The following is a 26,030-nucleotide window of genomic DNA, read 5'->3' as shown; positions in this document are numbered from 1 at the left end:
ACAAGGCAGGAACTTCGCGTTCAGCGGTTGCTGTAGCGGCCATGCTTGCCATGTGCGGGCATGGCCTGGTTGCTCCGCTCGGCGATCATCTGCGCCAGCTCGACCAGCGTAATGCCCTGGCTCTTCAGGCCTGGCAGTTCGCGCTCCAGCACCTCGAGCGTTTGCGGGTAAGGGTGCCCAATCAACACTGCCGACCCTTGCTTGCTGGCCAGGGCGATACCTTGCTGAAGCTGCCTGGTAATCGCCTCGGTGGTACGCACATCATCGAGAAACACATCCCGCGAGACATGTGCCAGGCCTTGTGCCTGCGCCTCGGCTGCGGCGACGGTGGCGGCACTGGTGCGGCTGTCGACAAAGAACAGATGACGCCGCTGCAACTCGCCCATCAACCAGGTCATGGGTTCACGCTGGGCGGTCATGCGGCTACCCATGTGGTTGTTGAGGCCGGCAGCGTAAGGCACCTTGGCCAAGGCTGCATCCAGGCGCCGGGCCAGTTCCTCGATGGCAGTGCCCGGGTGCCAGGCGTAGGGCCCGGTGGCCGGGTCCATTGGCATGTGCAGGATCACCGTCTTGCCGGCCTTGTGGGCTTGCCGGGCGAAGTCGCTGGCGTGCGGGGTATCGGGCATGATCGCCATGGTCACCGGCCCAGGCAGGGCAAGGGTGCGGTTGTCCCGCTCGGTACTCTGGCCCAGGTCGTCGATGATGATGCTCATGTAGGCCTTGCTGGCCGGCGCCGCTTGCGCAACCCCGGCCGTTAGGCAAAACAGCAGAAACAGCAGAGAACGCATGGGGAGTATCAGTTGCCCTTGGTGATGTTCAGGCCTTTGAGCAAGCTCAGTGCCTGGCTCAGCTGGAAGTCGTCATCCTGTGGCCGCTCCTTGCGTTTGCTGCTGCCGGTCGGGCGGTCGGCGCCGCCGTTGCCGTTGCCCAGGTGGCCCTGCAGGTCGGCTTCCTTGAAGCTGTCGGTATCGCTGGCATCGGCAGTGAGCTTGGCCTGGCGCACTTCGATGTCGGGGACGATGCCCTGGGCTTGGATCGAACGGCCATTGGGGGTGAAATACAGCGCGGTGGTCAGCTTCAGCGCACGGTCGTTGGCCAGCGGTAGCACCGTCTGTACCGAACCTTTGCCGAAACTGTCGGTACCCATCAGCACGGCGCGTTTCTGGTCCTGCAAGGCGCCGGCGACGATCTCCGAGGCCGAGGCGCTGCCGCCGTTGATCAGCACCACCAGTGGCACGCCTTCGCTGGCATCGGCCGGGTCGGCCGAGAAACGCAGCTCGGAGTTGGCGATACGGCCTTTGGTATAGACGATCAGGCCCTTGGTCAGGAAGTGGTCGGCCACTTCTACCGCCGACTGCAGCACACCGCCGGGGTTGTTGCGCAGATCGAGCACTATCCCACGCAACTTCTTGCCGTTGTCCTTGCGCAACTTGGCCAGGGCCTTGCCCACTTCTTCGCCGGTCTTGACCTGGAACTGGGTGACGCGGATGTAGCCGTAGTCGTTCTCCAGCAACTGGCTCTTCACGCTCTTGACCTGGATGACCGCGCGGGCCAGGGTCACGTCAAACGGGCTGCCGCCGTCGCGCACCAGGGTCAGGGTAATTTTCTCGCCGACCTTGCCGCGCATCTTGTCGACCGCTTCGGTCATCGTCTGGCCACGGGTCGGGGCGCCGTTGATCTTGACGATCAGGTCGCCGGCCTGCACGCCGGCACGCGATGCCGGGGTATCGTCGATCGGCGATACCACCTTGATGAAGCCGTCTTCCTGGCCCACCTCGATGCCCAGCCCGCCGAACTCACCGCTGGTGCTTTCCTGCAGCTCCTGGAAGTCCTCGGGGCCGAGGTAGGCCGAGTGCGGGTCCAGGTTGCTGAGCATGCCCTTGATAGCGTTTTCCAGCAGGGTCTTGTCATCCACCGGCTCGACATAGGCCGCCTTGATGCGGTCCATGACCTCGGCGAAGGTGCGTAGCTCTTCCAGCGGCAGCGGCGCCTTGGCGGTCACCTCGGTGGCTGGCACTGCGGCGGCCTTGGCCGGCTCTGCGGCGGTGGCCAGGGGCGCGCCGACCGCCAGGGCGATGGACAGGGCCAGCTGGGTGAGACGAGGCGAGTGCAGCATGTCGAACGAACTCCTGATCCTGTAAGCGCTCCCTGGGGAGCATCGGCGCAGCACTCAGGCTGCGCCGTAGAAATTTGATTAGCCTCGGCACCACTGTGACGGGTCGGTCGGCCGGCCCTGCTGGCGAATGGCGAAGTACAAGCCTGCTGCATCCTGACCACCGCTGTCGCCAACAGTGGAAATGGCTTCGCCGGCCTTGACGATATCACCGGCGTTCTTGAGCAGGCTCTGGTTGTGGCCGTACAGGCTCAGGTAACCGTTGCCATGGTCGAGAATGACCAGAAGACCGGCGCCGCGCAACCAGTCGGCAAACACCACTCGCCCGCCGTGTACGGCACGTACCTGGGTGCCCGGGTTGGCGCTGATCATCACCCCGTCCCACTTGGCCCGGGCGTCGCTACCGCGGGCATCACCGAAGCGTGCCAGCAATCGACCATTGACTGGCCATGGAAGTTTGCCCCGCGCAGCAGAAAAAGCGCCGCCGTAGTTCGCGCCATCGCTGGAAACCATCGGCCCGAGGGTGGTGCGGGCCTTTTTCGGCGGTTCCACTGGTTCTGCAGGCTCACGGGCCCGGTCGCGGGCTGCGGCGGCGGCCAGCGCTTCCTGCTGGCGGAGTTTTTCCGCTTCCTGCTGCGCCAACAGGGCCTTCTTGCGTGCCTCTTCAGCTTCACGTGCCTGGCGGGCGAGGGTTTCCTCGATGGTCTTCAGGACCTTGGCCAGGTCGGCTTGGTCCTGTTCGCGCGCTTGCAGCTTCTGACCGCGGTCCTTTACATCGCTGTTGAGCTTTGCCAGTACCTGCTGGCGCTTGGCGCGCTCGGTTTCCAGGGCCTGGCGGCGGCTGTCGAGGTCGGTGCGCTGGGCCAGCAGTTGTTGCTGCTGGCTGGCAATGTCCTGTTCGACGTTGGCCAGTTGGCGCAAGGTCTCGTTGAAGGTGCGCAGTTGCTCAAGGCGCGCCTTGCTCAGGTAGTCGTAATAGGTGAGGGTGCGGGCGAATTTCTCAGGGTTCTGCTGGTTGAGCAGCAGCTTGAGGTATTCCTCGCGACCGTTGTTCTGGTAGGCCGAACGGGCCTGGATGGCGATCAGTCGCTGTTGTTCAACGCGGGCGCTCTGGAGTTTTTTTTTCTCGGTATCAAGGCGCTCCAGCTCGCCCTCGGTCTTTTTTAGTTCTTGCTGCAGGGCCTCCACCTGCTTTTCGAGGTTGCCGATGTCGGTCTCGGTGGCTTTTAGGTCCTTTTGCACACCGGCTTTTTCTTCCTGGAGCTTGCCCAGCGTCTTCTTGAGCTCGGCAATGTCCTGGCGGGTGGCGTCCAGTTGCTGCTGGGTCTGTGCGCGCTCATCGGCGAAGGCCGGGCTGAGCAGGCAAGACAGGGCTAGGAGGATCAGGGCGCGAAGCATGGGGTTTGGCGTACCAAGGATGGAGACTGGCCTAGTATGCCCGCGCGGGCGGGCAAAAAAAACGCCTCACTGCGGGTACAGAGGGGCGTTTGTCTGGAATTCATGTGCAATTGGGGCTGCTTCGCGGCCCCAGTACACCGAATCAGGCGTCGACAAGAATCGAAGTACCGGTCATTTCCACCGGCTTCTCCAGCCCCAGCAGCTTCAGCATGGTTGGCGCCACGTCGGCCAGCACGCCGCCGTCGCGCACTTTCACCTTGCGCTTGCCAACATAGATGAACGGTACCGGCTCGGTAGTGTGTGCGGTGTGCGCCTGGCCGGTGCACTCGTCTTCCATCTGCTCGACGTTGCCGTGGTCAGCGGTGATCAGCGCCTCGCCGCCGACCTTGTCCAGGGCATCGACAATGCGCCCTACACAGGTATCCAGTGCTTCGACTGCCTTGACCGCCGCTTTGAACACGCCGGTGTGGCCGACCATGTCGCCGTTGGCGTAGTTGACCACGATGACGTCGAAGCGCTGCTGTTCGATGGCTTCGACGATGCGATCGGTCACTTCCGGTGCGCTCATTTCCGGTTGCAGGTCATAGGTGGCGACCTTCGGCGACGGGATCAGGATGCGTTCTTCGCCTTCGAACGGCTCTTCGCGGCCACCAGAGAAGAAGAAGGTGACGTGGGCGTATTTCTCGGTTTCGGCGATGCGCAGCTGGGTCTTGCCGTTTTTCGCCAGGTATTCGCCCAGTACGTTGTTCAGGCTGGACGGGGCAAAGGCTGCTGGTGCCGGGATCTTCGCCGAGTACTGGGTCAGGCCGATGTAGGCCGCCATCTTCGGCAGGCGTGCACGGGCGAATTCCGTGAAGTCTGGCTCGACAAATGCACGCGACAGTTCGCGAGCGCGGTCGGCGCGGAAGTTCATGAAAATCACGGCATCGCCATCTTCGACCTTGACCGCTTCGCCAATGCGCGTGGCCTTGACGAACTCGTCGCTCTCGTCGCGGGCGTAAGCGGCTTCCAGGCCTGCCAGGGCCGTGTCAGCGGTGTACTCGGCAGCGCTGTCGACGATGAGGTTGTAGGCGGCGCTGACGCGGTCCCAGCGGTTGTCGCGGTCCATGGCGTAGTAGCGGCCGATCAGGCTGGCGATGCGGCCCTTGCCCAGTTTGGCGAAGGTGCCGTCGAGCAGTTCGATGGACGACTTCGCACTGCGTGGCGGGGTGTCGCGGCCATCGAGGAAGGCGTGCAGGTAGATTTTTTCGGCGCCACGCTGGGCGGCCAGTTCGGCCATGGCCACCAAGTGGTCCTGGTGGCTGTGTACGCCACCATCGGACAGCAGGCCGAGAATGTGCACGGCCTTGCCAGCACCGACTGCCTTATCCACCGCACCGGTCAGTACCGGGTTTTCGAAGAACTCGCCGTCGCGGATGGCCTTGGTCACCCGTGTGAAGTCCTGGTAGACGACACGACCTGCGCCGAGGTTCATATGACCGACTTCGGAGTTGCCCATCTGCCCGTCCGGCAGGCCGACATCCATGCCCGAGCCGGAAATGAGGCCATGCGGCTGGGTGGCGCGCAGGCGGTCATAGACCGGTTTATTGGCGGCAAAGATGGCGTTGTGTTCAGGGATATCGCTATGGCCGAAGCCATCCAGGATAATCAGGACCAGGGGTTTGGGCGTGCTCGTCATCAATCAAACTCACGGTTGTTCAAAGATGATAAAGACACGCATTTTAGGGCAAATACGCCACCTGCGGCTAAAATTCGTCCCACTCCCCCGACCGGCGCATCTGGGGTAGCAACATGAACGTGGTTTCGTGGCCGGCCCGTCGGGCTTTGGTGGCACCAAGGGGCTGTGTATACTGGCCGGCATTTTCAATCGCCTGGAACACCGCTGATGGTTGCTCACCTGATTCAATTCGCGACAGATCACTACATCCTGGTTGCGATCTTCCTCATTCTGCTGGTCCTGCTGCTCGTCAATGAGATCCGTCGTGGTGGCCAGAGCCTGACTAACGGCCAACTGACAGCCCTGGTCAATGCCGAGAAGGCCCTGGTGATCGACATTCGTCCAGCCAAGGAATACTCCGCCGGTCACATCGTCGGTGCGGTGAACATCCCGCAGGACAAGCTGGCCAACCGCATGACCGAGCTGGGCAAGCATAAAGAAAAGACCTTGATCGTCGTCGACGCGATGGGCCAGCAGTCCGGCACCATTTGCCGCGAGCTGCTCAAAGCTGGTTACAACGCAGCCAAACTGAGCGGTGGCGTTTCCAGCTGGAAAGCCGATAACCTGCCCCTGGTGAAGTGATATGAAGCCTGTCATCGTCTACTCCAGCGACTACTGCCCCTACTGCATGCGCGCCAAGTACCTGCTCGAGAGCAAGGGCGTGGCCTTCGAGGAAATCAAGGTCGACGGCAAGCCGCAGGTTCGCGCCGAGATGAGTCAGAAAGCCGGTCGTACGTCGGTGCCGCAGATCTGGATCGGCAGCACCCATGTCGGTGGATGCGATGACCTTTATGCCCTGGAGCGCGCCGGCAAGCTCGACGCGCTGCTGGCGGCCTGATTTGCACTGCATTCAAAAACATTAGGATAAGGATCTGACATGACTGACCAACAGACCAACGGCGCTGCTGCAGAAGACAACAGCCCCCAGTTCTCCCTGCAACGCATCTACGTGCGCGACCTGTCGTTCGAGGCCCCGAAAAGCCCGCAGATCTTCCGTCAGACCTGGGAACCGAGCGTTGCCCTGGACCTGAACACCAAGCAGAAATCCCTGGAAGGCGACTTCCACGAGGTCGTGCTGACCCTGTCGGTTACCGTCAAGAACGGTGACGAAGTGGCCTTCATTGCTGAAGTGCAGCAGGCCGGTATCTTCCTGATCGCCAACCTCGATGCGGCTTCGATGAGCCACACCCTGGGTGCGTTCTGCCCGAACATCCTGTTCCCTTACGCCCGTGAGGCCCTGGACAGCCTGGTGACCCGCGGTTCGTTCCCGGCGCTGATGCTGTCGCCGGTCAACTTCGACGCCCTGTACGCGCAAGAAATGCAGCGTATGCAGGAAGCGGGTGAAGCGCCGACTGTGCAGTAATAACTGCCGGTAGCAAGAAAGCGCCTCTCGGGGCGCTTTTTTGTTGCCTGTGCGGACCTCTTCGCGGGTAAACCCGCTCCTACACATGCCGAGGGAACGGCGCCCGTAGGAGCGGGTTTACCCGCGAAAAGGCCCGCACAGACGACACATCAGCCCCCGACAAACCCGTTCTGCCGCCACGCCTCATACACCGTCACCGCCACGGTATTGGACAGGTTCAGGCTACGGCACCCCGGCCTCATCGGCAGGCGCAGGCGGTGCTCGGCAGGCAGGCTGTCCAGCACCTCGGCCGGCAGCCCGCGACTCTCTGGCCCGAACAGGAAGGCGTCGCCCGGCTGGAAGGCCACTTCGTGGAACGGGTGCGAGCCCTTGGTGGTAAAGGCGAACAACCGTGGGTTGCCAAGGCTTTCCAGGCATCCGGCCAAGCTCTCGTGGCGCTTGAGCGTGGCATACTCGTGGTAGTCCAGCCCTGCGCGGCGCAGGCGCTTGTCATCCAATTCGAAGCTGATGGGTTCGATCAGGTGCAGGGCGCAGCCGCTGTTGGCGCATAGACGAATGATGTTGCCGGTATTCGGCGGAATTTCTGGTTGAAAAAGGATGACGTGAAACATGCACGGCTCCAAGCGTGAAGATGACGGGCATTCTACCCCTGAACCGGACGTGCGTTCGAAGGCCTTCCCACGGGTGATGCTGTCGTTGGCGATCGTCGGCTTGATGGTGGGGCTGATGATCGGTCGCCTGACTACGCCGGACGAGCGTGAGCTGCAGCAGGTGCAAGTGATGCAGGATGGCCTGGCGCTGTGGTTCAACGAAGAGCCTAAGCTGCACGGCGAGAACGTGGAAGGGACGGTGGCGTTGCTGTTCCAGGCCCAGGGCAAGGCGCAGCAAGGGCAGCTCAGCCTGCAGGGCAGGCCGGTGAGCTGGCGGGTACAGCACAGCAAGGAAGGTTTGTTGCTGACGGTGGTGGCCGCGCGCCCCCTGCACGGCGAATGGGCCGGTGCAGAGGACGCTGGGCGCTGGCGGGTGCAAGTGAAACTGCACGAATAAAAGAGGGGATATCCCGGCCTGCCTGTACCAGGGTCCCCAAAAGGGGTACTGCGTAGAAAGGGGGGATGGCCCGGCCTGCCTGTACCGAGGTCCCCAAAAGCGGCGGTGCTGCAAATAAAAGAGGGGTTCACCCGGCCTGCCTGTACCAGGGCCCCCGAAACTGGAGATGTATTACTTATTGCAGGGGACGTGCCAGTTTTGCAAAACCCATGAATACTGGGCTTTGCGGGTGATTTGGCCGGATTTTGAGGGGATTTGTGCCTTGGGGAGGTGCAGTCGGCACAGGAACGGTGCATTCAGAAGGCTGAAATGGCTGGGGCCGCTTAGCGGCCCATCGCGACACAAGGCCGCTCCCACAGGGCTGCGTCAGCCTGGAGGCAGCGGGTGATCCAGTGGGAGCGGCCTTGTGTCGCGATGGCTGCAAAGCAGCCCCAGCCATCTAAAAGGCTAAGTCAGAGCTCAGTGCTCATCACCTTCCTCATCATCCCCACCCGCTACATTCATCCCCAGCTCCTTGATCTTGCGTGTCAGGGTGTTGCGCCCCCAACCCAGCAACAACGCCGCATCGCGACGGCGGCCGGCGGTGTGCTTGAGTGCCGTCTCGATCATGATCCGTTCAAAGCTCGGCACTGCACTGTCCAGCAGGTTGGTCTGCCCGCGCGCCAATGCCTGATCGGCCCACTGGCGCAGGGCCTGCTCCCAGTTGGTTACCGGCGCAGCGTCTTGTGGCAGGTTCAGCAGTTCTGGCGGCAGGTCGCCGATCAGCACTTCGCGGCTGGAGGCCATCACGGTGATCCAGCGGCAGGTGTTTTCCATCTGCCGCACGTTGCCCGGCCAAGGCAGGTTGCGGATGAACTCTTCAGTCTCCGGCTTGAGGATCTTCGGCTCGACTGCCAGCTCCTGGGCGGCCCGGGCAAGGAAGTGGCGGGCGAGGGCGGGGATATCTTCGCGGCGGTCAGCCAGGCGCGGAATGTGGATACGGATCACGTTCAGGCGGTGGAACAAGTCCTCACGGAACTTGCCGGCCTGCACCAGTGACTCCAGGTTCTGGTGGGTGGCGGCGATGATGCGCACGTCGACCTTGACCGGCACATGGCCGCCCACGCGGTAGAACTCGCCATCGGCCAGCACACGCAGCAGGCGGGTCTGGGTGTCGGCAGGCATGTCCCCGATTTCGTCGAGGAACAGCGTGCCACCATCGGCCTGCTCGAAACGGCCCCGACGCAAGTTGGCAGCACCTGTGAAGGCGCCTTTCTCATGGCCGAACAGCTCCGACTCCATCAGGTCCTTGGGGATGGCGGCCATGTTCAGGGCAATGAACGGCGATGCTGCGCGCGGGCTGTGCCGGTGCAGGGCGTGGGCCACCAGTTCTTTGCCGGTGCCGGACTCGCCATTGATCAGCACGGTGATGTTGGAGTGGCTGAGGCGGCCAATGGCGCGGAACACCTCCTGCATCGCCGGGGCTTCACCAATGATTTCCGGGGTGCGTGCCAGATTCTGTGGTACATCCAGGCCTTGCTGCTCCTGGGCGTGCTGGTTGGCGCGCTTGACCAGCGAGACCGCTTCGTCGACGTCGAATGGCTTGGGCAGGTACTCGAAGGCACCGCCTTGGTACGAGGCCACGGCGCTGTCCAGGTCGGAGTGGGCGGTCATGATGATGACCGGCAGGCGCGGGTGCTGCTCGCGGATCTGCGCCAGCAGGTCGAGGCCGCTGGTGCCAGGCATGCGAATGTCGGAGATGATCACGTCGGGTTGCTGGCGTGCCAGGCGCCCCATGACACCGTCTGCGCTGTCGAAGCTCTGGGTGGTCATGCCTTCCTGTTGCAGGGCTTTTTCCAGGACCCAGCGGATGGAGCGATCATCGTCGACGATCCATACGGTTTCACTTCGGCTCATGAGGCGGTGGCTCCTTGTTCCAGAGGCAGGTAAATCGAGAAGGCGGTATGGCCTGCGTGGCTTTCACACTCGATCAGGCCCTGGTGCTGGCTGATGATGTTCTGGGTAATGGCCAGGCCCAGCCCGGTACCGTCCGGGCGACCACTGACCATGGGATAGAAGAGGGTGTCCTGCAGTTCTGGCGGGATGCCCGGGCCGTTGTCGATGATCTCTACCCGCGCTACCAGGCGGTGACGCACGTGGCCGATGGTGAACTGGCGCAGGGCGCGGCTGCGCAAGGTGATGCGACCCAGGCGCAGTTCATTCTGCGAGCTGATCGCCTGCATGGCGTTGCGCACGATATTGAGTACGGCCTGAATCATCTGTTCTCGGTCGATCAGCACGTCCGGCAGGCTTGGGTCGTAATCGCGCACCAAAGTGATGCACCCCTGGCTTTCGGCCTCGACCAGGCTGCACACCCGCTCCAGCACTTCGTGAATATTGGTCATGGCGAGCGACGGCAGCTTGTTCGAGCCGAGCATGCGGTCGACCAGGTTTCGCAAGCGGTCGGCCTCTTCGATGATCACATTGGTGTAGTCGCGCAGCCCTTCCTCGGGCAGTTCGCGGGCCAGTAGCTGGGCCGCACCGCGGATGCCGCCAAGGGGGTTCTTGATTTCGTGGGCCAGGCCGCGCACCAGCATCTTGGTGGTTTCCTGCTTGCTCAGTTGAGCCTCTTCCTTGGTGATGCGCAGCAGCCGGTCCCGCGGGTGCACTTCGAGCAACAGCAGGGTCTGGCCTTGATGCAGTATCGGCGTTACCGCGTAGTCGACGGTGATGGTCTGCCCGGTCAGCGATGTAAGCTGCGCTTCACGCTTGGTGAACGGGTGCGCTTGCTCGACCGCCTGGCGCAGCGAGCTGAGCGCCTCGGTCGATTCGGTGAACAGCTCGCTGATGAACTGCCCATGGCTGCGCTGGCCACTGACGGCCAGTAGCATTTCTGCGGCCGGGTTCATGTACTCCAGGCGCAGCTCGGCGTTGAGCAGCAACGTGGCGGTGGTCAGGTTGTCCAGAAGCAGACGGTGCTGTGCATCGCTGATGGTCATAAGGCGTCGTTGACCTCGTTTGGCGCTTGCCTGGCACTTTGGGGCCAGAGCCGGGCGTGCTGTGGATCCGCTGATGCGAGACTCTCTTCCTGCAAAAAATGCAAGAAACAAACCAAGGCTCCGAAAAGAAGCGGAAAAAGCTGAGAAAGGCCTGTATTTGCTCTCAATCGGATCAAAATTTGCTGAGCGGGCGCTCCGCGCGACCTCTTTTGGGGTACATGGCGGAGCGTTCGGCGTTTTTATGCACCAATATAGAGCATTGACGCGTCTAGTGTTTCGGGCATAGCTGTGCGGTTGCGCGGACGAGGGCAAGGTGGCGTATCGGGTCATTGGTGCGGGCGTGCAGGGCGTTGGCGAGTTTACGCGCGCAGTCCTCTGGAGGTTGCTGGTCGAAGCGCCCCAACTCGAATAGAAGCGTTGTTTGAAGCTTGTCCAGACGAGGTCGCAGTTGGTCAACCAGATCAAGGACTGTTGTTGATGGCCTCTGCCTCAGCGTGATCCAGCGATCGAGCAAGGTGTACTGCATCAGTTTGTTGGCCTCGATCTGGTCGCTGAAGAAAGCTGTGGCGCGTTCAGGGCTGAGGTCATGGTCGGCGGCCTGCTGGCGCACCAGGGCAAGGACTTCGCGCTCGCGGTCGGGCGCTGCCACGGCAAGGTTGTGTTCCCACTTGTGCAATGCGACCGAGCTGGCCAGGTTCAGTCGGTACTCGATGTTGGATAGGAGTGGGTTGAATTCAGGATGGGAGGCTTCAGGAGCGGTGCAGCCGATCAAGGCGAACGGCAAGCAAAGTAACGTGATGGCCGGGCGCATGGTGTTCTCCATACAGAAGGAGAATGGATTGTGCGCAGTTGACCAACGGCTACTTGTAGGGGCGTTCTGATTCGCATGTATGAAAACAAAAACGGCCTCCCGGGGGAGGCCGTTTTGATCCTGTCATCGGCGCCAGGCGCCGATCAGATCAGCAGCTGTAGTACAGCTCGTATTCCAGCGGGTGTACGAAGGTACGGACCTTGATTTCTTCTTCGCTCTTCAGCTCGATGAAGGCATCGATGAAGTCGTCGGAGAACACGCCGCCCTTGGTCAGGAACGCACGGCCTTTATCCAGCTCTTCCAGAGCTTCTTTCAGGCTGCCGCACACTTGCGGGATGTTCTTGGCTTCTTCTGGCGGCAGGTCGTACAGGTTCTTGTCGGCCGCGTCGCCTGGGTGGATCTTGTTCTGGATACCGTCCAGGCCAGCCATCAGCAGGGCCGCGAAGGCCAGGTACGGGTTGGCCGATGGGTCTGGGAAGCGTGCTTCGATACGGCGGGCTTTCGGGCTGCCAACGTAAGGAATACGGATCGATGCGGAACGGTTGCGAGCCGAGTAGGCCAGCATTACCGGGGCTTCGAAGCCTGGGACCAGACGCTTGTACGAGTTGGTCGACGGGTTGGTGAAGCCGTTCAGGGCCTTACCGTGCTTGATGATACCGCCGATGAAGTACAGGGCAGTGTCGGACAGGCCGGCATAGCCTTCACCCGAGAAGGTGTTCTTGCCGTCTTTCCAGATCGACATATGCACGTGCATACCCGAGCCGTTGTCGCCGTACAGTGGCTTCGGCATGAAGGTGGCGGTACGGCCATAAGCGTCGGCAACGTTGTGCACGACGTATTTCAGCGCCTGTACTTCGTCAGCCTTCTTCACCAGGGTGTTGAACTTGACGCCGATTTCGTTCTGGCCGGCAGTCGCCACTTCGTGGTGGTGAACTTCAACGGTCTGGCCCATTTCTTCCAGGGCGTTGCACATGGCCGTACGGATTTCGTGGTCGTGGTCGAACGGCGGAACCGGGAAGTAGCCGCCTTTCACGCCTGGGCGGTGGCCTTTGTTGCCGCCTTCCACGTCAGCGCCGGTCATCCACGAGCCCTGCTCGGAGAAGATCTTGAACATCGAGCCGGAGATGTCCGAGTGGAACTTCACTTCGTCGAAGATGAAGAACTCAGGCTCTGGGCCGGCGAATACGGTGTCACCGATGCCGGTGCTCTTCAGGTACTCTTCAGCGCGCTTGGCGATGGCGCGTGGGTCGCGATCGTAACCCTGCATGCTCGACGGGTCGACGATGTCGCAGGTGATGATCAGGGTTGGCTCTTCGGTGAACGGGTCCAGAACGGCGGTTTCGTCGACCGGCATCAGGATCATGTCGGATGCTTCGATGCCTTTCCAGCCAGCGATGGAGGAACCGTCGAACATCTTGCCGACTTCGAAGAAGTCTTCGTCCAGCGCATCACGCGACGGCATGGTCACGTGGTGCTGAATGCCTTTGGTGTCCGTGAAACGCAGATCAATCCACTTGACGTCATGATCTTTGATGAGTTGAACCGACTTCGACATGTTGTCCTCCGGATGGTCTAGAGCGCGGTGGGCCGCTGCCCTGGAAAAAGGGTGTTGCCGGGCGCGGATAGTCGGCCAAGCTTACCTGCCTCACAAGGGAGCAAATTGCATGCCAGTGCCCGAAAATGGCGAGGGTGGGATAAAAGGGGGCGTTTGCGGGCATTTGGCGCTGGGGTAGGCGGGAAAAGTGCACCTTTAAGATGCGGGTTTTTGAGGTGGCGCACCAATAGTGTGCATGGCTTGGTTTTTGTGGTGTCTGTGAGATCGAGCGCCGCCCGCGCGGCGCATCGCGAGCAAGCTCGCTCCTACATTTGTTTCGGGCCAGTTACGCCTGTGACAGGCGCGCGCGACCGCGTTGTTGGTATTACGCGATATCGTGTCATGCGCTAGGCGTTCGCGCACAAATACCACAGGCATAATTGGCCCGAAACAGATGTAGGAGCGAGCTTGCTCGCGATGCGCCGCGCGGGCGGCGCTCGATCTCACGGCCACCACAAAACCCGCCTGTGACATTTATCTGCAAGCTTCTGATCAAAAGTTGGTCAAATCCTGAGCAATTTCCGATATAATTCGCGCCCCTCATTTTCGGCAGGCCCTGCGCGCGCTGTTAACCAATGAAACTTATCGTCAAAGTCTTCCCAGAAATCACCATCAAAAGCCGGCCGGTGCGCAAGCGCTTCATCCGCCAGCTTGGCAAGAACATCCGCAACGTGCTCAAGGATCTCGACCCTGAGCTCGCGGTGGATGGTGTCTGGGACAATCTCGAAGTGGTCACCCGCATCGAAGACGAAAAAGTCCAGCGCGAGATGATCGAACGCCTCACCTGCACCCCGGGTATCACCCATTTCCTGCAGGTCGAGGAATACCCGCTGGGTGACTTCGATGACATCGTCGCCAAGTGCAAGCACCACTTCGGCCACCTGCTGGCCGGCAAGCACTTCGCCGTACGCTGCAAACGCGGTGGTCACCATGACTTCACCTCGATGGACGTTGACCGTTATGTCGGCAGCCAGCTGCGCCAGCAGTGTGGGGCTGCCGGTATCGAGCTGAAAAAGCCTGAAGTGGTGGTGCGTATCGAAATCCGCGACCAGCGCCTGTACGTGATCCACAGCCAGCACAACGGCATCGGCGGTTATCCGCTGGGCGCCCTGGAGCAGACCCTGGTGCTGATGTCCGGTGGTTTCGACTCCACCGTTGCGGCCTACCAGATGATGCGCCGCGGCTTGATGACCCACTTCTGCTTCTTCAACCTTGGCGGCCGTGCCCATGAACTGGGCGTGATGGAAGTGGCCCACTACCTGTGGAAAAAATACGGCAGCAGCCAGCGCGTACTGTTCATCAGCGTGCCGTTCGAAGAAGTGGTTGGCGAAATCCTCAACAAGGTCGACAACAGCTACATGGGTGTGACCCTCAAGCGCATGATGCTGCGCGGCGCCGCCCATATGGCCGACCGCCTGCAGATTGACGCGCTGGTGACCGGCGAAGCGATTTCCCAGGTGTCCAGCCAGACCCTGCCGAACCTGTCGATCATCGACTCGGCCACCGACAAGCTGGTGCTGCGCCCGCTGCTGGCCAGCCACAAGCAGGACATCATCGACCAGGCCACCGAAATCGGCACCGCGGACTTTGCCAAGCACATGCCGGAATATTGCGGCGTGATATCGGTAAACCCGACCACCCATGCCAAGCGTCACCGCATGGAGCACGAAGAAAAGCAGTTCGACATGGCCGTGCTGGAGCGCGCTCTTGAGCGCGCCAAGTTCATTTCCATCGATCATGTGATCGATGAGCTGGGCAAGGACATCGAAATCGAGGAAGTGGCCGAGGCGCTGCCAGGCCAGATCGTCATCGACATTCGTCACCCCGATGCCCAGGAAGACGAACCTCTGGTACTCGAAGGCATCGAAGTCCAGGCCATGCCGTTCTACGCCATCAACAGCAAGTTCAAGCACCTGGACCCCACGCGCCAGTACTTGCTGTATTGCGACAAGGGTGTGATGAGCCGTTTGCACGCACACCACCTGCTCAGTGAGGGACATGCCAATGTGCGTGTTTATCGTCCGACATAAGACGCCGGGGCTGTATGGCGGCAGTATTCGCCATCGCCCTCCCGACCGCCGGGACCGCTGAGCCGTAAACAGTACATATTGGCCGCCTACACTGGGCGGCAACCGAATCCTCTGATCGAGATACACTTGTGATCGAAAATCTGCGTAACATCGCCATCATCGCCCACGTTGACCATGGTAAAACCACTCTGGTCGACAAACTCCTGCGTCAGTCCGGCACTCTGGAGCGTAACGAGCTCAACGACGAGCGCGTCATGGACTCCAACGACCAGGAAAAAGAGCGCGGTATTACCATTCTGGCGAAGAACACCGCCATCAACTGGAACGGCTACCACATCAACATCGTCGACACCCCCGGCCACGCCGACTTCGGTGGCGAGGTTGAGCGTGTAATGTCGATGGTTGACTCCGTGCTGCTGCTGGTCGACGCCCAGGACGGCCCGATGCCGCAAACCCGCTTCGTGACCAAGAAGGCTTTCGAAGCCGGCCTGAAGCCAATCGTCGTGATCAACAAGGTTGACCGCCCGGGCGCGCGTCCTGACTGGGTTCTGGACCAGATCTTCGACCTGTTCGACAACCTCGGTGCCACCGACGAACAGCTGGACTTCAAAGTGGTCTACGCCTCGGCCCTGAACGGCATTGCCGGTCTGGACCACACCGAAATGGGCGAAGACATGACTGCCCTGTACCAGGCTGTCATCGACCACGTTCCAGCGCCAGCTGTTGACCGTGACGGCCCGTTCCAGATGCAGATCTCCGCACTGGACTACAACAGCTTCCTGGGTGTTATCGGCGTTGGCCGTATTGCCCGTGGTCGCATCAAGCCGAACACCCCGGTTGTTGCCATCGACGCCGACGGCAAGAAGCGTAACGGCCGTATCCTCAAGCTGATGGGCCACCACGGTCTGCACCGCGTTGACGTTGAAGAAGCCCAGGCTGGCGACATCGTCTGCATCAGCGGTTTCGACGAGCTGTTCATCTCTGACACCCTGTGCGACCCGACTGCCGTTGAGGCGATGAAGCCGCTGACCGTTGACGAGCCAACCGTTTCGATGACCTTCCAGGTCAACGACTCGCCGTTCTGCGGCAAGGAAGGCAAGTTCGTCACCAGCCGTAACATCAAGGACCGTCTGGACAAAGAGCTGCTGTACAACGTTGCCCTGCGCGTTGAAGAAACCGATTCCCCAGACAAGTTCAAAGTCTCGGGTCGTGGCGAGCTGCACCTGTCGGTACTGATCGAAACCATGCGTCGCGAAGGCTTCGAGCTGGCCCTGGGCCGCCCGGAAGTAATCATTCGTGAAGTAGACGGCGTCAAGCAAGAGCCGTTCGAAAACGTCACCATCGACATCCCTGAAGAAGCCCAGGGCAAGGTGATGGAAGAAATGGGTCTGCGTAAAGGCGACCTGACCAACATGGTCCCGGATGGCAAGGGCCGTGTACGCCTGGAATACAACATCCCGGCGCGTGGTCTGATCGGTTTCCGTAACCAGTTCCTGACCCTGACCAACGGTGCAGGCATCCTGACCTCGATCTTCGACCGCTACGACGCGGTGAAGTCCGGCCACATGTCCGGCCGTCAGAACGGCGTACTGGTTTCGGTCGAAACCGGCAAGGCGCTGACCTACTCGCTGGAAACCCTGCAGGCGCGTGGCAAGCTGTTTGTCGAGCACGGTCAAGAGATCTACAACGGTCAGATCATCGGCCAGAACAGCCGCGACAACGACCTGGGCGTCAACCCTACCAAGGGCAAGAAGCTCGACAACATGCGTGCTTCGGGTAAAGACGAAGTCATCGCTCTGGTTCCGCCAGTTCGCTTCACCTTGGAACAGGCTCTGGAATACATCCAGGAAGACGAGCTGTGCGAAGTAACGCCGAAGTCCATCCGTCTTCGCAAGAAGATCCTGGACGAAAGCGAGCGTACCCGCGCCGCCAAGAAAGCCAAGAACAGCTAAGTTAGTTCAGGCTGAATGAAAACGCCCCCGGTCGAAAGGCCGAGGGCGTTTTTTTATGCCTTCAGGATTTGCGCTGGCCTCTTCGCGGGTTTGCCCGCGAAGAGGCCCTTGAAGGCTGACGATCAGCGCCCGACTACCTTGGGCTTATAGGCACAATACCCCGGCCGCGGCCCAACCTTGGGGTGGTTGCGGCAGGTATCCGGGCGCTTGTCATAAATGGTGCACAGCCGGCTTTTACGATCCAGGTACATGCAGTCGTCGTTGCTCATCCGGGTCAGGGTGAAGATCCCGGACTTCTGGTTGAAGCGCTCGATGATGCCTTCTTTTTGCAGGCGCTTGGCCACGTTCTTGGGTGGTTCGTCTTTTTCGAACTCGTCGACCACGCCGATACGGATCAGATCCTTGATCTTCACCTCCACCGGCAGGGTGCAGCAGGTCGAATGGCAGCCATGGCACATGTTGCTGGTATAGCGCTGCCAGGTCTCCAGGCGGTCGACTTCGGCCGCGGCGATCAGGGTCGTTTTCATCTTTATAGGGTGGATCACGGTCTTGGGGCGCGCGATGATACCGGAATTGTTCAATTTATGAACAACCTTTTGCCGGAATCGCAGAATGGGCATGAAAACTGCGAACCGTAACTGTCGCTCTCTGTCGAAGGGTCTAGTCTCAACACTCCCCCTCCGCTTTCGTCAACTTGCCCGAGGATGCCGCATGTCCCAGGAACCCAAAGCACGTGACGCCGAAGTCGCGGATTTTCGCGCTGCCGTACTGAACAAGCTGACCTATGCGGTCGGCAAGGACCCCGAGCACGCCTTCGACCATGACTGGTTCGAAGCCATTGCCCTGGCCGCGCGCGATCACATGGTCGACCACTGGATGGATCACACCCGGCAGGCCTATCGGCGCAGCCAGAAGCGGGTCTACTACCTTTCCCTGGAGTTTCTCATCGGCCGCTTGCTGTACGACAGCCTGAGCAACCTGGGCCTGCTGGACGTCGCCCGCGATGCGCTGGAAGGGCTGGATGTGGACCTCGAACGCATTCGCCTGCTCGAGCCGGATGCCGCGCTGGGCAATGGCGGCCTTGGCCGTCTGGCGGCGTGTTTCATGGAGAGCATGTCTACCCTGGGTATCGCTGCCCATGGTTACGGCATCCGCTACGAGCACGGGCTGTTCCGTCAGGCCGTGGTCGATGGCTGGCAGCAGGAACAGACCGAAAACTGGCTGGACTTCGGCAACCCCTGGGAGTTCGAGCGCGCCGAGGTGATCTACCCGATCAGCTTTGGTGGCAGTGTCGAAACGGTGCACGATGCAAGCGGTAACCAGCGCCAGGTATGGTGGCCTGGCGAGACGGTGCGGGCGGTGGCCTACGACACGCCGGTAGTCGGCTGGCGCGGATCCAGCGTCAACACCCTGCGCCTGTGGCGTGCGCGGGCGCTGGAGGAACTGCACCTGGAGCGCTTCAACGCCGGTGACCATTTGGGGGCTGTGGCTGAAGTGGCGCGTGCCGAGAGCATTTCGCGTGTGCTTTACCCCGCCGATAGCACCGAGGCCGGCCAGGAACTGCGCCTTCGTCAGGAGTACTTTTTCGTCTCGGCTTCGCTGCAGGACTTGCTGCGGCGCCACCTGAACATGCACAAGGACCTGCTCAACCTGCCTGATGCAGCAGCCATCCAGCTAAACGACACCCACCCCTCGATTGCGGTGGCGGAGCTGATGCGGTTGCTGGTGGATCAGCACGAAGTGCCTTGGGAAAAGGCCTGGGAGCTGACTGTTGGCACGCTCGCCTACACCAACCATACGCTGTTGCCAGAGGCCCTGGAAACCTGGCCGGTAGCGCTGATGGAGCGCATGCTGCCGCGGCACATGCAGATCATCTACCTGATCAATGCCTACCATATCGATGCGTTGCGGGCCAAAGGCCTGCACGACTTCGACGTGCTGCGCGCGGTTTCGCTGATCGAGGAAGACAATGGCCGACGGGTGCGCATGGGCAACCTGGCGTTTCTTGGCTCGCACAGCGTCAACGGTGTGTCGGCGCTGCACAGCAAGTTGATGAAGAGCACGGTGTTCTCCGAGCTGCACAAGCTCTACCCGCATCGGATCAACAACAAGACCAACGGTATTACCTTCCGCCGCTGGTTGTACCAGTCCAACCCTCAGTTGACCGAGATGCTGGTCGAGGCGCTTGGGCCGGAACTCAAGGACGACCCGCAGACGCGTCTGGCGGGCCTGGTGCCGTTCGCCGACAAAGCCGGTTTCCGCAAGCAGTTCGCTGCCCAGCGGCTGCACAGCAAGCGCGCCCTGGCCAGCATCATTCAGGATCGCATCGGCGTCACGGTCAACCCCGAGGCGCTATTCGACGTTCAGGTCAAACGCATTCACGAATACAAGCGCCAGTTGCTCAACCTGCTGCACACCGTTGCACTGTACCAGGCCATGCGCAACGACCCTGGCACCAACTGGGTGCCGCGGGTGAAGATCTTCGCTGGCAAGGCTGCGGCCAGTTACCATCAGGCCAAACTGATCATCAAGCTGACCAACGACATCGCCCGGGTGGTGAACAACGACCCGACGGTGCGCGGCCTGCTGAAGGTGGTGTTCCTGCCCAACTACAACGTCAGCCTGGCCGAGAGCATCATCCCGGCGGCAGACCTTTCCGAGCAGATATCCACCGCGGGTTACGAAGCTTCCGGTACCAGCAACATGAAGTTCGGCCTCAATGGTGCGCTGACCATTGGCACCCTGGATGGTGCCAACGTGGAGATGTGCGAACAGGTGGGGGCCGACAACATGTTCATCTTTGGCCTGACCGCGCAGCAGGTTGAAGCGCGCAAGCGTGCCGGCGATTTTGGCGCCAATGCCGCCATAGCCGCTTCCAACCGCTTGACCGATGTGTTGCAGGCCATTCGCAGTGGTGTGTTCTCGTCAGACGACCCTGCTCGATACACCGGGTTGATCGATGGCCTGGTGGCCTATGATCGCTTCCTGGTGTGTGCCGATTTCGATGCCTACTGGGATGCCCAGCAGCGGGTCGAGGATCTGTGGCACACACCGCAGGAGTGGTGGCGCAAGGCGGTGTTGAATACGGCACGGATGGGCTGGTTCTCGTCGGACCGCACCATTCGCGAATATGCCACCGAGATCTGGAAGGCATTGGATTGAGGTGAGGCCGTTCGCGGGCACGCCCGCTCCCACAGGTGTCTCGCAAGCTTCAAGGCTTGCGCTGTACCTGTGGGAGGGAGCGCGCCCGCGAATGGACACACAACCAGACCACCGGCCTGGCGAAGGCTGAACTACCGACCTATTGTGCCGTCTGAGAGCCGTGGCGAGTCTCATCACTCGCTAGCCCGTCACTCTCCCTGTAAACTGCGGGGGTTTTTCATCCCCCCAATCCGTTCGGAGCCATACATGTCCCGCGTTACCCTGAGTCGCTATCTGATTGAGCAGACCCGCAGCAACAATACCCCTGCCGATCTGCGCTTCCTGATCGAAGTGGTAGCGCGTGCGTGCAAGGAAATCAGCCACCACGTGTCCAAAGGCGCCCTCGGTGGTGTGTTGGGCAGCATGGGCACTGAAAACGTGCAGGGCGAGGTCCAGAAGAAACTGGACGTGATTTCCAACGATATTCTGCTGGAAGCCAACGAGTGGGGCGGTCACCTGGCTGGCATGGCTTCCGAAGAAATGGACAACGCCTACCAGATCCCGGGCAAGTACCCGAAAGGTGCCTACCTGCTGGTCTTCGACCCGCTGGACGGTTCGTCGAACATCGACGTCAACGTGTCGGTCGGTACCATCTTCTCGGTTCTGCGTTGCCCCAACCAGTACCTGAGCCAGAACGAAAGCCTCAACGAAGAAGCGTTCCTGCAGCCAGGTACCGAGCAGGTGGCTGCCGGTTATGCCATCTACGGCCCGCAGACCATGCTGATCCTGACCCTGGGCAACGGCGTCAAGGGCTTCACCCTGGATCGCGAATTGGGCAGCTTCGTGCTGACTCACGAAAACATCCGCGTACCGGAGACCACCGCCGAGTTCGCCATCAACATGTCCAACCAGCGTCACTGGGAAGCCCCGGTACAGCGCTATGTAGGCGAACTGCTGGCAGGCGAGACCGGCCCGCTGAAGAAGAACTACAACATGCGCTGGATCGCCTCGATGGTGGCCGACGTGCACCGCATCCTGACCCGTGGCGGCCTGTTCATGTACCCACGTGACGCCCGCGAACCAAGCAAGCCGGGCAAGCTGCGCCTGATGTACGAAGCCAACCCGATGTCGTTCATCATCGAACAGGCCGGTGGCGCTTCCACCAACGGTTACGATCGCATCCTCGACATCAAGCCAGAAAGCCTGCACCAGCGTGTGTCGGTGATTCTCGGCTCGAAGGAAGAGGTCGAGCGCGTCACCGCCTATCACAAGGAGTAAGTCATGCTCGCACCTTGGCAGCCGTTGCTGGAGTGGTGGTTCGGTTGGGGCACCAGTGCCCAGGCCGTGGCTGACGAGAAGAGTACGCTGTGGTTCGGCAAGCATTACGATGCCGAGGCCCATGCGCTGTTTGGCGACCTGGTCGAGCATGCCCTGGCGGGTGGGCTCGAAGAGTGGCAGCAAAGCCCGCAGGGCTGGCTGGGCCTGCTGATTTTGCTCGACCAGCTGCCACGCATGATCTACCGCGACACGCCGCGCGCCTTCGAGGGCGACCGGCGTGCCCAGGTGGTTGCCATGCAGGGCCTGCAGAAGGGCTGGGACTACCAGCTGCTGCCGATCCAGCGCGTGTTCGTGCTGCTGGTACTGGAGCATGCCGAAGTGCTGGACTGGCAGAACCTGTGCGTGGAGCGTTATCGAATGCTGCTGGACGAACAGCCCGAGGCCAACCGCCGGCTGTTTGAAGGCTTCCTCGACTATGCCGAGCAGCACCAGCGGGTAATTGCCCGCTTCGGGCGCTTCCCGCACCGCAACCTGGTGCTGGAGCGGCCGAGCACCAGCGAAGAGATGGACTTTTTGCTGGAGCCCGGGTCCCGGTTCTGAGGCCCAAGGGGCCTGCTGCGCAGGCATCGCGACGAAAGGCCGCTCCAATTAGGGGCGGCCTTTTTTGTTGGGCGCAGGATTAATGCCTTGTGATTAATCGCACAGGGGTGGCCATCCGACCAATGGTGTAGGGACGTAGGCGGTGGGGTAGGGAACCTGGGAGGGATTTTCACGTCGAAGGTCACTGCAGGCCACTCGCCTGTATCATCTTTCAGGAGTGTCCCTTCATGTCGTTGCGTTCCCTCGCCCTGTTGTCGCTGTGCGTCGTGCTGACTGCCTGCAGCAAGATCAATCAGGAAAACTATTCCAAGATCAAGGCCGGTATGAACAAGGCCGAGGTCGAGCAGTTGCTCGGCACGCCGACCGAGTGTTCTGGCGCGTTGGGCATGAGCAGCTGCACCTGGGGGGACGAGAAGAGCTTCATCAGCGTGCAGTATGCAGCCGACAAGGTGCTGATGTATTCCGGGCAGGGCCTCAAATGAGGCGTGCGTACCTGCAGATGGGGGTATGCCTGGCGTTGCTGCTGGGCGGTTGTGCAGGTTCCGTGCACGACCCGCTGGCGCCGAAAACCGCCGGCCATGTCGACCTCAAGCGCTACCAGGGCAAATGGTACGAGCTGGCGCGCCTGCCCATGCGCTACCAGGAAGGGTGCGAGCAGTCCGAGGCCCATTACAACCTCAGGCCTGATGGCAGTTATGGCGTGCTCAACCGCTGCCGCACCATGGGTGATGAATGGCTTCGCGCCGAAGGGCATGCGAATATCCAGGAGCCGGGGCACACCGACAAGCTGTGGGTCGAGTTCGATAACTGGTTCACCAGGCTGGTGCCAGGCGTGGCGCGGGGCGAGTACTGGATTCTCTATGTGGATGACCACTACCGTACGGCCATCGTCGGCAGCCCGGACCGCAAATACCTGTGGATTCTGTCGCGCACGCCGACACTGCCGGCTTGGGAACGCGAGAATTTGTTGTCCAGGGCGCGGCAGCAGGGGTATGACACCAGCCGCTTGATCTGGCGGGCTTCGGACCAGCAGATCGTCAAGATGCATTGAGGCTTGGCGGCTGACATTGCATTCGCGGGCAAGCCCGCTCCTACAGGTATTGTGTAAAGCCCAAGGGGTGCACTGACCGTTGTAGGAGCGGGTTTACCCGCGAATGCGATAGAACGGCCAGCAGATCAGCCCAAAAGCTGGCGCAACACCTCGGCAAACGCACGCCCGCTTTCTTCTTCCTGCCCATGGCGTCCCTGGCGCACCACCCACTGCCCATTCACCATCACATCGCGCACCTGGCGATCGCCGCTGGCAAACAGCCAACGGTTGAGAATGGCATCACCCTCCGCCATGGCGATGTAGGGGTCCTGCCCATCGAGCACCAGCCAGTCGGCACGCATGCCCACCTTCAATTCGCCGACCGCCTGCCCCAGCGCCTGCGCACCACCGGCCAGCGCTGCGTCATACAGCGTGCGCCCGACCATCGGCTGGTCGCCGCGATACAGGCGGTTGCGCCGCTGGTCCCGCAGGCGCTGGCCATATTCCAGCCAGCGCAGCTCCTCCACCACGCTTAACGACACATGGCTGTCCGAACCAATGCCCATGCGCCCGCCCTGTGCCAGGAAATCCACTGCCGGGAAAATCCCGTCACCCAGATTGGCTTCGGTGGTCAGGCACAACCCGGCTACTGCGCCGCTGCGGGCAATGGCGGTGACTTCATCCGGCTCGGCATGGGTGGCGTGTACCAGGCACCAGCGGCGGTCCACGTCCACGTGCTCATACAGCCACTGCAGCGGGCGCAGGCCGCTCCAGGCTAGGCAGTCGTCGACTTCCTTCTGCTGTTCGGCGATGTGGATATGCACGGGGCACTGCCTGTCGCTGGCCGCCAGCACTTCGGCGATCTGCCCAGGCGTTACCGCCCGCAGCGAGTGGAAGCACAGGCCCAATTGCTGCGCCGGTTGCGCGGCCAGCAGCGGGGCGAGTTGTGCTTGCAGCTGCAGGTACTGTTCGGTGGAATTGATGAAGCGCCGCTGCCCCTCGTTCGGCGCCTGGCCGCCAAAGCCTGCATGGCTGTACAGCACCGGCAGCAAGGTCAGGCCAATGCCGCTGTCGGCCGCGGCCGCGCTGATGCGCCGCGACAGCTCGGCCGGGTCGGCGTAGGCCTTGCCGGCCTGGTCGTGGTGCACGTAATGGAACTCGGCCACCGAGGTATAACCGGCCTTGAGCATCTCGATGTACAGCTGGCGGGCGATGACCTGAAGCTGCTGTGGGCTGATCTGACCGACCAGGCGGTACATCAGGTCGCGCCAGGTCCAGAAGCTATCGTTGGGGTTGCCGGCAACTTCCGCCAGGCCTGCCATGGCGCGCTGGAAGGCATGCGAGTGCAGGTTGGGCATGCCGGGCAGCAGCGGGCCGGCCAGACGCTCGGCGTCCTCGGCCGAAGCGCCTGGCTCGATGCTGGCCACACGGCCATCGCTGGCGACCTCGATACGCACATGGCTGGCCCAGCCCGAAGGTAGCAGAGCGCGTTCGGCGAAGTAGGCTGACATCGGTGGAATCCTATTTATTGTTAACTTGTATATACATATACAGGCGTTTGCCTGCCGGGTAAACTGCGGCAAGCTACCGCTCATTTCATTTGCACAAGGATCCATCGCCGTGCCGACACCTCCTGTCTCCGTGCTGGTTGCCCAGATGGGCGAGGGCCCGGCGCCGCTCTACGCCCGGGTCAAACAGATGATCATCCAGCAGATCGACAACGGCAGCTGGCCACCGCATCACCGGGTACCCTCCGAGAGCGAGCTGGTCAACGAGCTGGGCTTCAGTCGCATGACCATCAACCGCGCCCTGCGTGAACTCACCGCCGAAGGCCTGCTGGTGCGCATGCAAGGGGTCGGCACCTTCGTGGCCGAGCCCAAGGGCCGTTCGGCGCTGTTCGAGGTCAACAACATTGCCGACGAAATCGCCGCGCGCGGACACCAGCATAGCTGCCAGGTGATCACGCTTGCCGAAGAAGCGGCCGGCTCCGAGCGGGCGCTGGCTCTGGACATGCGTGAAGGTCAGCGGGTGTTCCATTCGCTGATCGTGCATTTCGAAAACGGCGTGCCCGTGCAGATCGAGGACCGTTACGTTAACGCGGCCATCGCCCCCGACTACCTCAAGCAGGACTTTACTCGGCAGACGCCTTACGCCTACCTGTCCCAGGTGGCGCCGTTGACCGAAGGTGAGCATGTGGTCGAGGCGATCCTGGCCGAGCCGGAGGAATGCCGCCTGTTGCAGATCGAGCGGGGCGAGCCTTGCCTGCTGATTCGTCGTCGCACCTGGTCCGGCCGCCAGCCGGTGACCGCTGCGCGGCTGATCCACCCCGGTTCCCGTCATCGCCTGGAAGGACGTTTCAGCAAATGAGTCAGCTGCAGTTGTTGCGTGCGCACGATTACCCGCGCATGCCGTGGAAGAACGGTGGCGGTTTCACCGAAGAGATTACCCGCGACAATGGCGAGGGCCTGGACGGTTTTGGCTGGCGTCTGTCGATTGCCGATATCGAAGAGTCGGGAGGGTTTTCCACCTTTGCCGGTTACCAGCGGATCATCACCGTGCTGCAGGGCGACGGCATGCGCCTGCTGGTCGATGGCCAGGCCAGTCGGCCATTGCTGGCGTTCGATGCATTTGCCTTCAGCGGCGAGAGCCAGGTGAGCTGCAAGTTGCTAGGCGGGGCGCTCCGCGATTTCAACCTGATCTATGCACCGCAGCGATATCGGGCTCGGTTGCAGTGGCTGAATGGCACCAGCCGGGTGTACAGCTCGGCGTCGACGGTGTTGTTGTTTGCTGCCAGCAGCCTGGTCGAAGTCACTATTGCCGGGCGCGATACGCAGCGGTTGGGGTTGTTCGACTGCTTGCGGCTGGAAGGCAATGATGAATTGCTGGGGCTTGTTGTGCAGGGGCGGTGCTGCCTGATCGAACTTGATGGGCGCTGAAGGTTCGGCTGTAGATTTTTGGTGCCTGTGAGATCGAGCGCC

The 26,030-nt window shown here is 61.5% G+C and carries 24 protein-coding genes; 13 read left to right on the top strand and 11 right to left on the bottom strand.

All coding sequences use genetic code 11. The features are described 5' to 3' along the window. Positions 1-20: 20 nt before the first annotated feature. The 4 genes from LVS58_RS01595 to gpmI form a co-directional block, all read right to left on the bottom strand. Positions 21-788 (bottom strand): divergent polysaccharide deacetylase family protein, encoded by a 768-nt coding sequence (locus LVS58_RS01595; protein WP_233689613.1) that lies wholly within the window; start codon positions 786-788, stop codon positions 21-23. A gap of 8 nt (positions 789-796) precedes the next feature. Next, the gene (locus LVS58_RS01590) at positions 797-2,116 is read right to left on the bottom strand and encodes a S41 family peptidase (protein ID WP_233689612.1); all 1,320 of its coding nucleotides are present in this window, start codon (positions 2,114-2,116) and stop codon (positions 797-799) included. A 78-nt stretch (positions 2,117-2,194) separates the two neighbouring features. Then, entirely contained in the window at positions 2,195-3,511 is a 1,317-nt protein-coding gene (locus tag LVS58_RS01585) for a murein hydrolase activator EnvC family protein (RefSeq protein ID WP_233689611.1), read from the bottom strand. 142 nt (positions 3,512-3,653) lie between these two features. Beyond that, a complete protein-coding gene (gpmI, locus tag LVS58_RS01580) occupies positions 3,654-5,189 on the bottom strand; it encodes a 2,3-bisphosphoglycerate-independent phosphoglycerate mutase (RefSeq protein ID WP_233689610.1) in 1,536 nt (511 codons plus the stop codon). 207 nt (positions 5,190-5,396) lie between these two features. Here gpmI and LVS58_RS01575 point away from each other — a divergent pair, with 207 nt between their 5' ends. The 3 genes from LVS58_RS01575 to secB are packed head-to-tail and all read left to right on the top strand — an operon-like array spanning position 5,397 to position 6,591. Then, positions 5,397-5,810, top strand: a complete 414-nt coding sequence (locus LVS58_RS01575; protein ID WP_012053935.1) for a rhodanese-like domain-containing protein — start codon at positions 5,397-5,399, stop codon at positions 5,808-5,810. A gap of 1 nt (position 5,811) precedes the next feature. Next, positions 5,812-6,066 carry a glutaredoxin 3 gene (grxC, locus tag LVS58_RS01570; RefSeq protein WP_003249204.1) on the top strand — a complete coding sequence of 85 codons (255 nt, stop codon included), beginning with the start codon at positions 5,812-5,814 and terminating at the stop codon, positions 6,064-6,066. 39 nt (positions 6,067-6,105) lie between these two features. Then, positions 6,106-6,591, top strand: a complete 486-nt coding sequence (gene secB, locus LVS58_RS01565; protein WP_014592692.1) for a protein-export chaperone SecB — start codon at positions 6,106-6,108, stop codon at positions 6,589-6,591. Positions 6,592-6,740: 149 nt separating this feature from the next. On the opposite strand, the gene LVS58_RS01560 is transcribed toward secB, so the two are convergent. Continuing rightward, on the bottom strand, positions 6,741-7,202 hold the full coding sequence (locus tag LVS58_RS01560) for a tRNA (cytidine(34)-2'-O)-methyltransferase (protein ID WP_233689609.1): 462 nt from the start codon (positions 7,200-7,202) through the stop codon (positions 6,741-6,743). Here LVS58_RS01560 and LVS58_RS01555 point away from each other — a divergent pair. Further along, complete coding sequence (locus LVS58_RS01555; RefSeq protein ID WP_233689608.1) at positions 7,201-7,638, top strand: hypothetical protein; 438 nt, start codon at positions 7,201-7,203, stop codon at positions 7,636-7,638. The genes LVS58_RS01560 and LVS58_RS01555 overlap by 2 nt on opposite strands. A 459-nt stretch (positions 7,639-8,097) precedes the next feature. Here LVS58_RS01555 and ntrC read toward each other — a convergent pair whose 3' ends face one another. The 4 genes from ntrC to glnA all read right to left on the bottom strand — a co-directional run bounded on the left by ntrC (position 8,098) and on the right by glnA (position 12,982). Beyond that, entirely contained in the window at positions 8,098-9,534 is a 1,437-nt protein-coding gene (ntrC, locus tag LVS58_RS01550; RefSeq protein ID WP_233689607.1) for a nitrogen regulation protein NR(I), read from the bottom strand. Further along, complete coding sequence (gene glnL / locus LVS58_RS01545) at positions 9,531-10,616, bottom strand: nitrogen regulation protein NR(II) (protein ID WP_025340937.1); 1,086 nt, start codon at positions 10,614-10,616, stop codon at positions 9,531-9,533. The genes ntrC and glnL overlap by 4 nt, the downstream gene beginning before the upstream one ends. 268 nt (positions 10,617-10,884) lie before the next feature. Beyond that, positions 10,885-11,427, bottom strand: a complete 543-nt coding sequence (aroQ, locus tag LVS58_RS01540) for a gamma subclass chorismate mutase AroQ (RefSeq protein ID WP_233689606.1) — start codon at positions 11,425-11,427, stop codon at positions 10,885-10,887. A gap of 148 nt (positions 11,428-11,575) precedes the next feature. Beyond that, on the bottom strand, positions 11,576-12,982 hold the full coding sequence (glnA, locus tag LVS58_RS01535; protein ID WP_003249219.1) for a type I glutamate--ammonia ligase: 1,407 nt from the start codon (positions 12,980-12,982) through the stop codon (positions 11,576-11,578). A gap of 614 nt (positions 12,983-13,596) precedes the next feature. On the opposite strand from glnA, the gene thiI reads away from it, so the two are divergent. Further along, entirely contained in the window at positions 13,597-15,051 is a 1,455-nt protein-coding gene (thiI, locus tag LVS58_RS01530) for a tRNA uracil 4-sulfurtransferase ThiI (RefSeq protein ID WP_233689605.1), read from the top strand. Between the two features lie 128 nt (positions 15,052-15,179). Beyond that, complete coding sequence (gene typA / locus LVS58_RS01525; protein ID WP_016502013.1) at positions 15,180-17,003, top strand: translational GTPase TypA; 1,824 nt, start codon at positions 15,180-15,182, stop codon at positions 17,001-17,003. 122 nt (positions 17,004-17,125) lie between these two features. On the opposite strand, the gene LVS58_RS01520 is transcribed toward typA, so the two are convergent. Further along, positions 17,126-17,530 (bottom strand): YkgJ family cysteine cluster protein, encoded by a 405-nt coding sequence (locus LVS58_RS01520; protein WP_003249225.1) that lies wholly within the window; start codon positions 17,528-17,530, stop codon positions 17,126-17,128. 184 nt (positions 17,531-17,714) lie between these two features. On the opposite strand from LVS58_RS01520, the gene LVS58_RS01515 reads away from it, so the two are divergent. The 5 genes from LVS58_RS01515 (at position 17,715) to LVS58_RS01495 (ending at position 23,073) form a co-directional block, all read left to right on the top strand. Further along, entirely contained in the window at positions 17,715-20,165 is a 2,451-nt protein-coding gene (locus tag LVS58_RS01515) for a glycogen/starch/alpha-glucan phosphorylase (protein WP_233689604.1), read from the top strand. Positions 20,166-20,411: 246 nt separating this feature from the next. Next, positions 20,412-21,422: a class 1 fructose-bisphosphatase gene (locus LVS58_RS01510; protein WP_003249230.1), complete on the top strand. Its 1,011-nt coding sequence runs from the start codon at positions 20,412-20,414 to the stop codon at positions 21,420-21,422. Positions 21,423-21,425: 3 nt separating this feature from the next. After that, the gene (locus LVS58_RS01505; protein ID WP_012053931.1) at positions 21,426-22,022 is read left to right on the top strand and encodes a DUF924 family protein; all 597 of its coding nucleotides are present in this window, start codon (positions 21,426-21,428) and stop codon (positions 22,020-22,022) included. Positions 22,023-22,249: 227 nt separating this feature from the next. Next, positions 22,250-22,504, top strand: coding sequence for an outer membrane protein assembly factor BamE domain-containing protein (gene bamE / locus LVS58_RS01500; protein WP_003249234.1), 255 nt, complete (start codon positions 22,250-22,252; stop codon positions 22,502-22,504). Beyond that, a complete protein-coding gene (locus tag LVS58_RS01495; RefSeq protein WP_233689603.1) occupies positions 22,501-23,073 on the top strand; it encodes a lipocalin family protein in 573 nt (190 codons plus the stop codon). Before bamE ends, LVS58_RS01495 begins: the two co-directional genes overlap by 4 nt. A 125-nt stretch (positions 23,074-23,198) precedes the next feature. On the opposite strand, the gene LVS58_RS01490 is transcribed toward LVS58_RS01495, so the two are convergent. Then, a complete protein-coding gene (locus tag LVS58_RS01490) occupies positions 23,199-24,563 on the bottom strand; it encodes a formimidoylglutamate deiminase (protein WP_233689602.1) in 1,365 nt (454 codons plus the stop codon). Between the two features lie 145 nt (positions 24,564-24,708). Here LVS58_RS01490 and hutC point away from each other — a divergent pair, with 145 nt between their 5' ends. Both hutC and LVS58_RS01480 read left to right on the top strand, forming a co-directional pair. Then, positions 24,709-25,419, top strand: coding sequence for a histidine utilization repressor (gene hutC, locus LVS58_RS01485; protein ID WP_173881450.1), 711 nt, complete (start codon positions 24,709-24,711; stop codon positions 25,417-25,419). Further along, positions 25,416-25,988, top strand: a complete 573-nt coding sequence (locus tag LVS58_RS01480) for a HutD/Ves family protein (protein ID WP_233689601.1) — start codon at positions 25,416-25,418, stop codon at positions 25,986-25,988. Before hutC ends, LVS58_RS01480 begins: the two co-directional genes overlap by 4 nt. The last annotated feature ends 42 nt before the right edge of the window (positions 25,989-26,030 follow it).

The organism is Pseudomonas sp. JR33AA (assembly GCF_021378985.1).
Taxonomy (GTDB): Bacteria; Pseudomonadota; Gammaproteobacteria; order Pseudomonadales; family Pseudomonadaceae; genus Aquipseudomonas; species Aquipseudomonas alloputida.
This window is presented reverse-complemented; position numbering and strand designations above follow the sequence as displayed.

Excerpts from the sequence above, each read along its gene's own strand:
- LVS58_RS01595 (WP_233689613.1), bottom strand. The coding sequence starts at position 788 with ATGCGTTCTCTGCTGTTTCTGCTGTTTTGCCTAACGGCCGGGGTTGCG.
- LVS58_RS01590 (WP_233689612.1), bottom strand. The coding sequence starts at position 2,116 with ATGCTGCACTCGCCTCGTCTCACCCAGCTGGCCCTGTCCATCGCCCTG.
- LVS58_RS01585 (WP_233689611.1), bottom strand. The coding sequence starts at position 3,511 with ATGCTTCGCGCCCTGATCCTCCTAGCCCTGTCTTGCCTGCTCAGCCCG.
- gpmI (WP_233689610.1), bottom strand. The coding sequence starts at position 5,189 with ATGACGAGCACGCCCAAACCCCTGGTCCTGATTATCCTGGATGGCTTC.
- LVS58_RS01575 (WP_012053935.1), top strand. The coding sequence starts at position 5,397 with ATGGTTGCTCACCTGATTCAATTCGCGACAGATCACTACATCCTGGTT.
- grxC (WP_003249204.1), top strand. The coding sequence starts at position 5,812 with ATGAAGCCTGTCATCGTCTACTCCAGCGACTACTGCCCCTACTGCATG.
- secB (WP_014592692.1), top strand. The coding sequence starts at position 6,106 with ATGACTGACCAACAGACCAACGGCGCTGCTGCAGAAGACAACAGCCCC.
- LVS58_RS01555 (WP_233689608.1), top strand. The coding sequence starts at position 7,201 with ATGCACGGCTCCAAGCGTGAAGATGACGGGCATTCTACCCCTGAACCG.
- LVS58_RS01560 (WP_233689609.1), bottom strand. The coding sequence starts at position 7,202 with ATGTTTCACGTCATCCTTTTTCAACCAGAAATTCCGCCGAATACCGGC.
- ntrC (WP_233689607.1), bottom strand. The coding sequence starts at position 9,534 with ATGAGCCGAAGTGAAACCGTATGGATCGTCGACGATGATCGCTCCATC.
- glnL (WP_025340937.1), bottom strand. The coding sequence starts at position 10,616 with ATGACCATCAGCGATGCACAGCACCGTCTGCTTCTGGACAACCTGACC.
- aroQ (WP_233689606.1), bottom strand. The coding sequence starts at position 11,427 with ATGCGCCCGGCCATCACGTTACTTTGCTTGCCGTTCGCCTTGATCGGC.
- glnA (WP_003249219.1), bottom strand. The coding sequence starts at position 12,982 with ATGTCGAAGTCGGTTCAACTCATCAAAGATCATGACGTCAAGTGGATT.
- thiI (WP_233689605.1), top strand. The coding sequence starts at position 13,597 with ATGAAACTTATCGTCAAAGTCTTCCCAGAAATCACCATCAAAAGCCGG.
- LVS58_RS01520 (WP_003249225.1), bottom strand. The coding sequence starts at position 17,530 with ATGAAAACGACCCTGATCGCCGCGGCCGAAGTCGACCGCCTGGAGACC.
- LVS58_RS01515 (WP_233689604.1), top strand. The coding sequence starts at position 17,715 with ATGTCCCAGGAACCCAAAGCACGTGACGCCGAAGTCGCGGATTTTCGC.
- LVS58_RS01510 (WP_003249230.1), top strand. The coding sequence starts at position 20,412 with ATGTCCCGCGTTACCCTGAGTCGCTATCTGATTGAGCAGACCCGCAGC.
- LVS58_RS01505 (WP_012053931.1), top strand. The coding sequence starts at position 21,426 with ATGCTCGCACCTTGGCAGCCGTTGCTGGAGTGGTGGTTCGGTTGGGGC.
- bamE (WP_003249234.1), top strand. The coding sequence starts at position 22,250 with ATGTCGTTGCGTTCCCTCGCCCTGTTGTCGCTGTGCGTCGTGCTGACT.
- LVS58_RS01495 (WP_233689603.1), top strand. The coding sequence starts at position 22,501 with ATGAGGCGTGCGTACCTGCAGATGGGGGTATGCCTGGCGTTGCTGCTG.
- LVS58_RS01490 (WP_233689602.1), bottom strand. The coding sequence starts at position 24,563 with ATGTCAGCCTACTTCGCCGAACGCGCTCTGCTACCTTCGGGCTGGGCC.
- hutC (WP_173881450.1), top strand. The coding sequence starts at position 24,709 with ATGGGCGAGGGCCCGGCGCCGCTCTACGCCCGGGTCAAACAGATGATC.
- LVS58_RS01480 (WP_233689601.1), top strand. The coding sequence starts at position 25,416 with ATGAGTCAGCTGCAGTTGTTGCGTGCGCACGATTACCCGCGCATGCCG.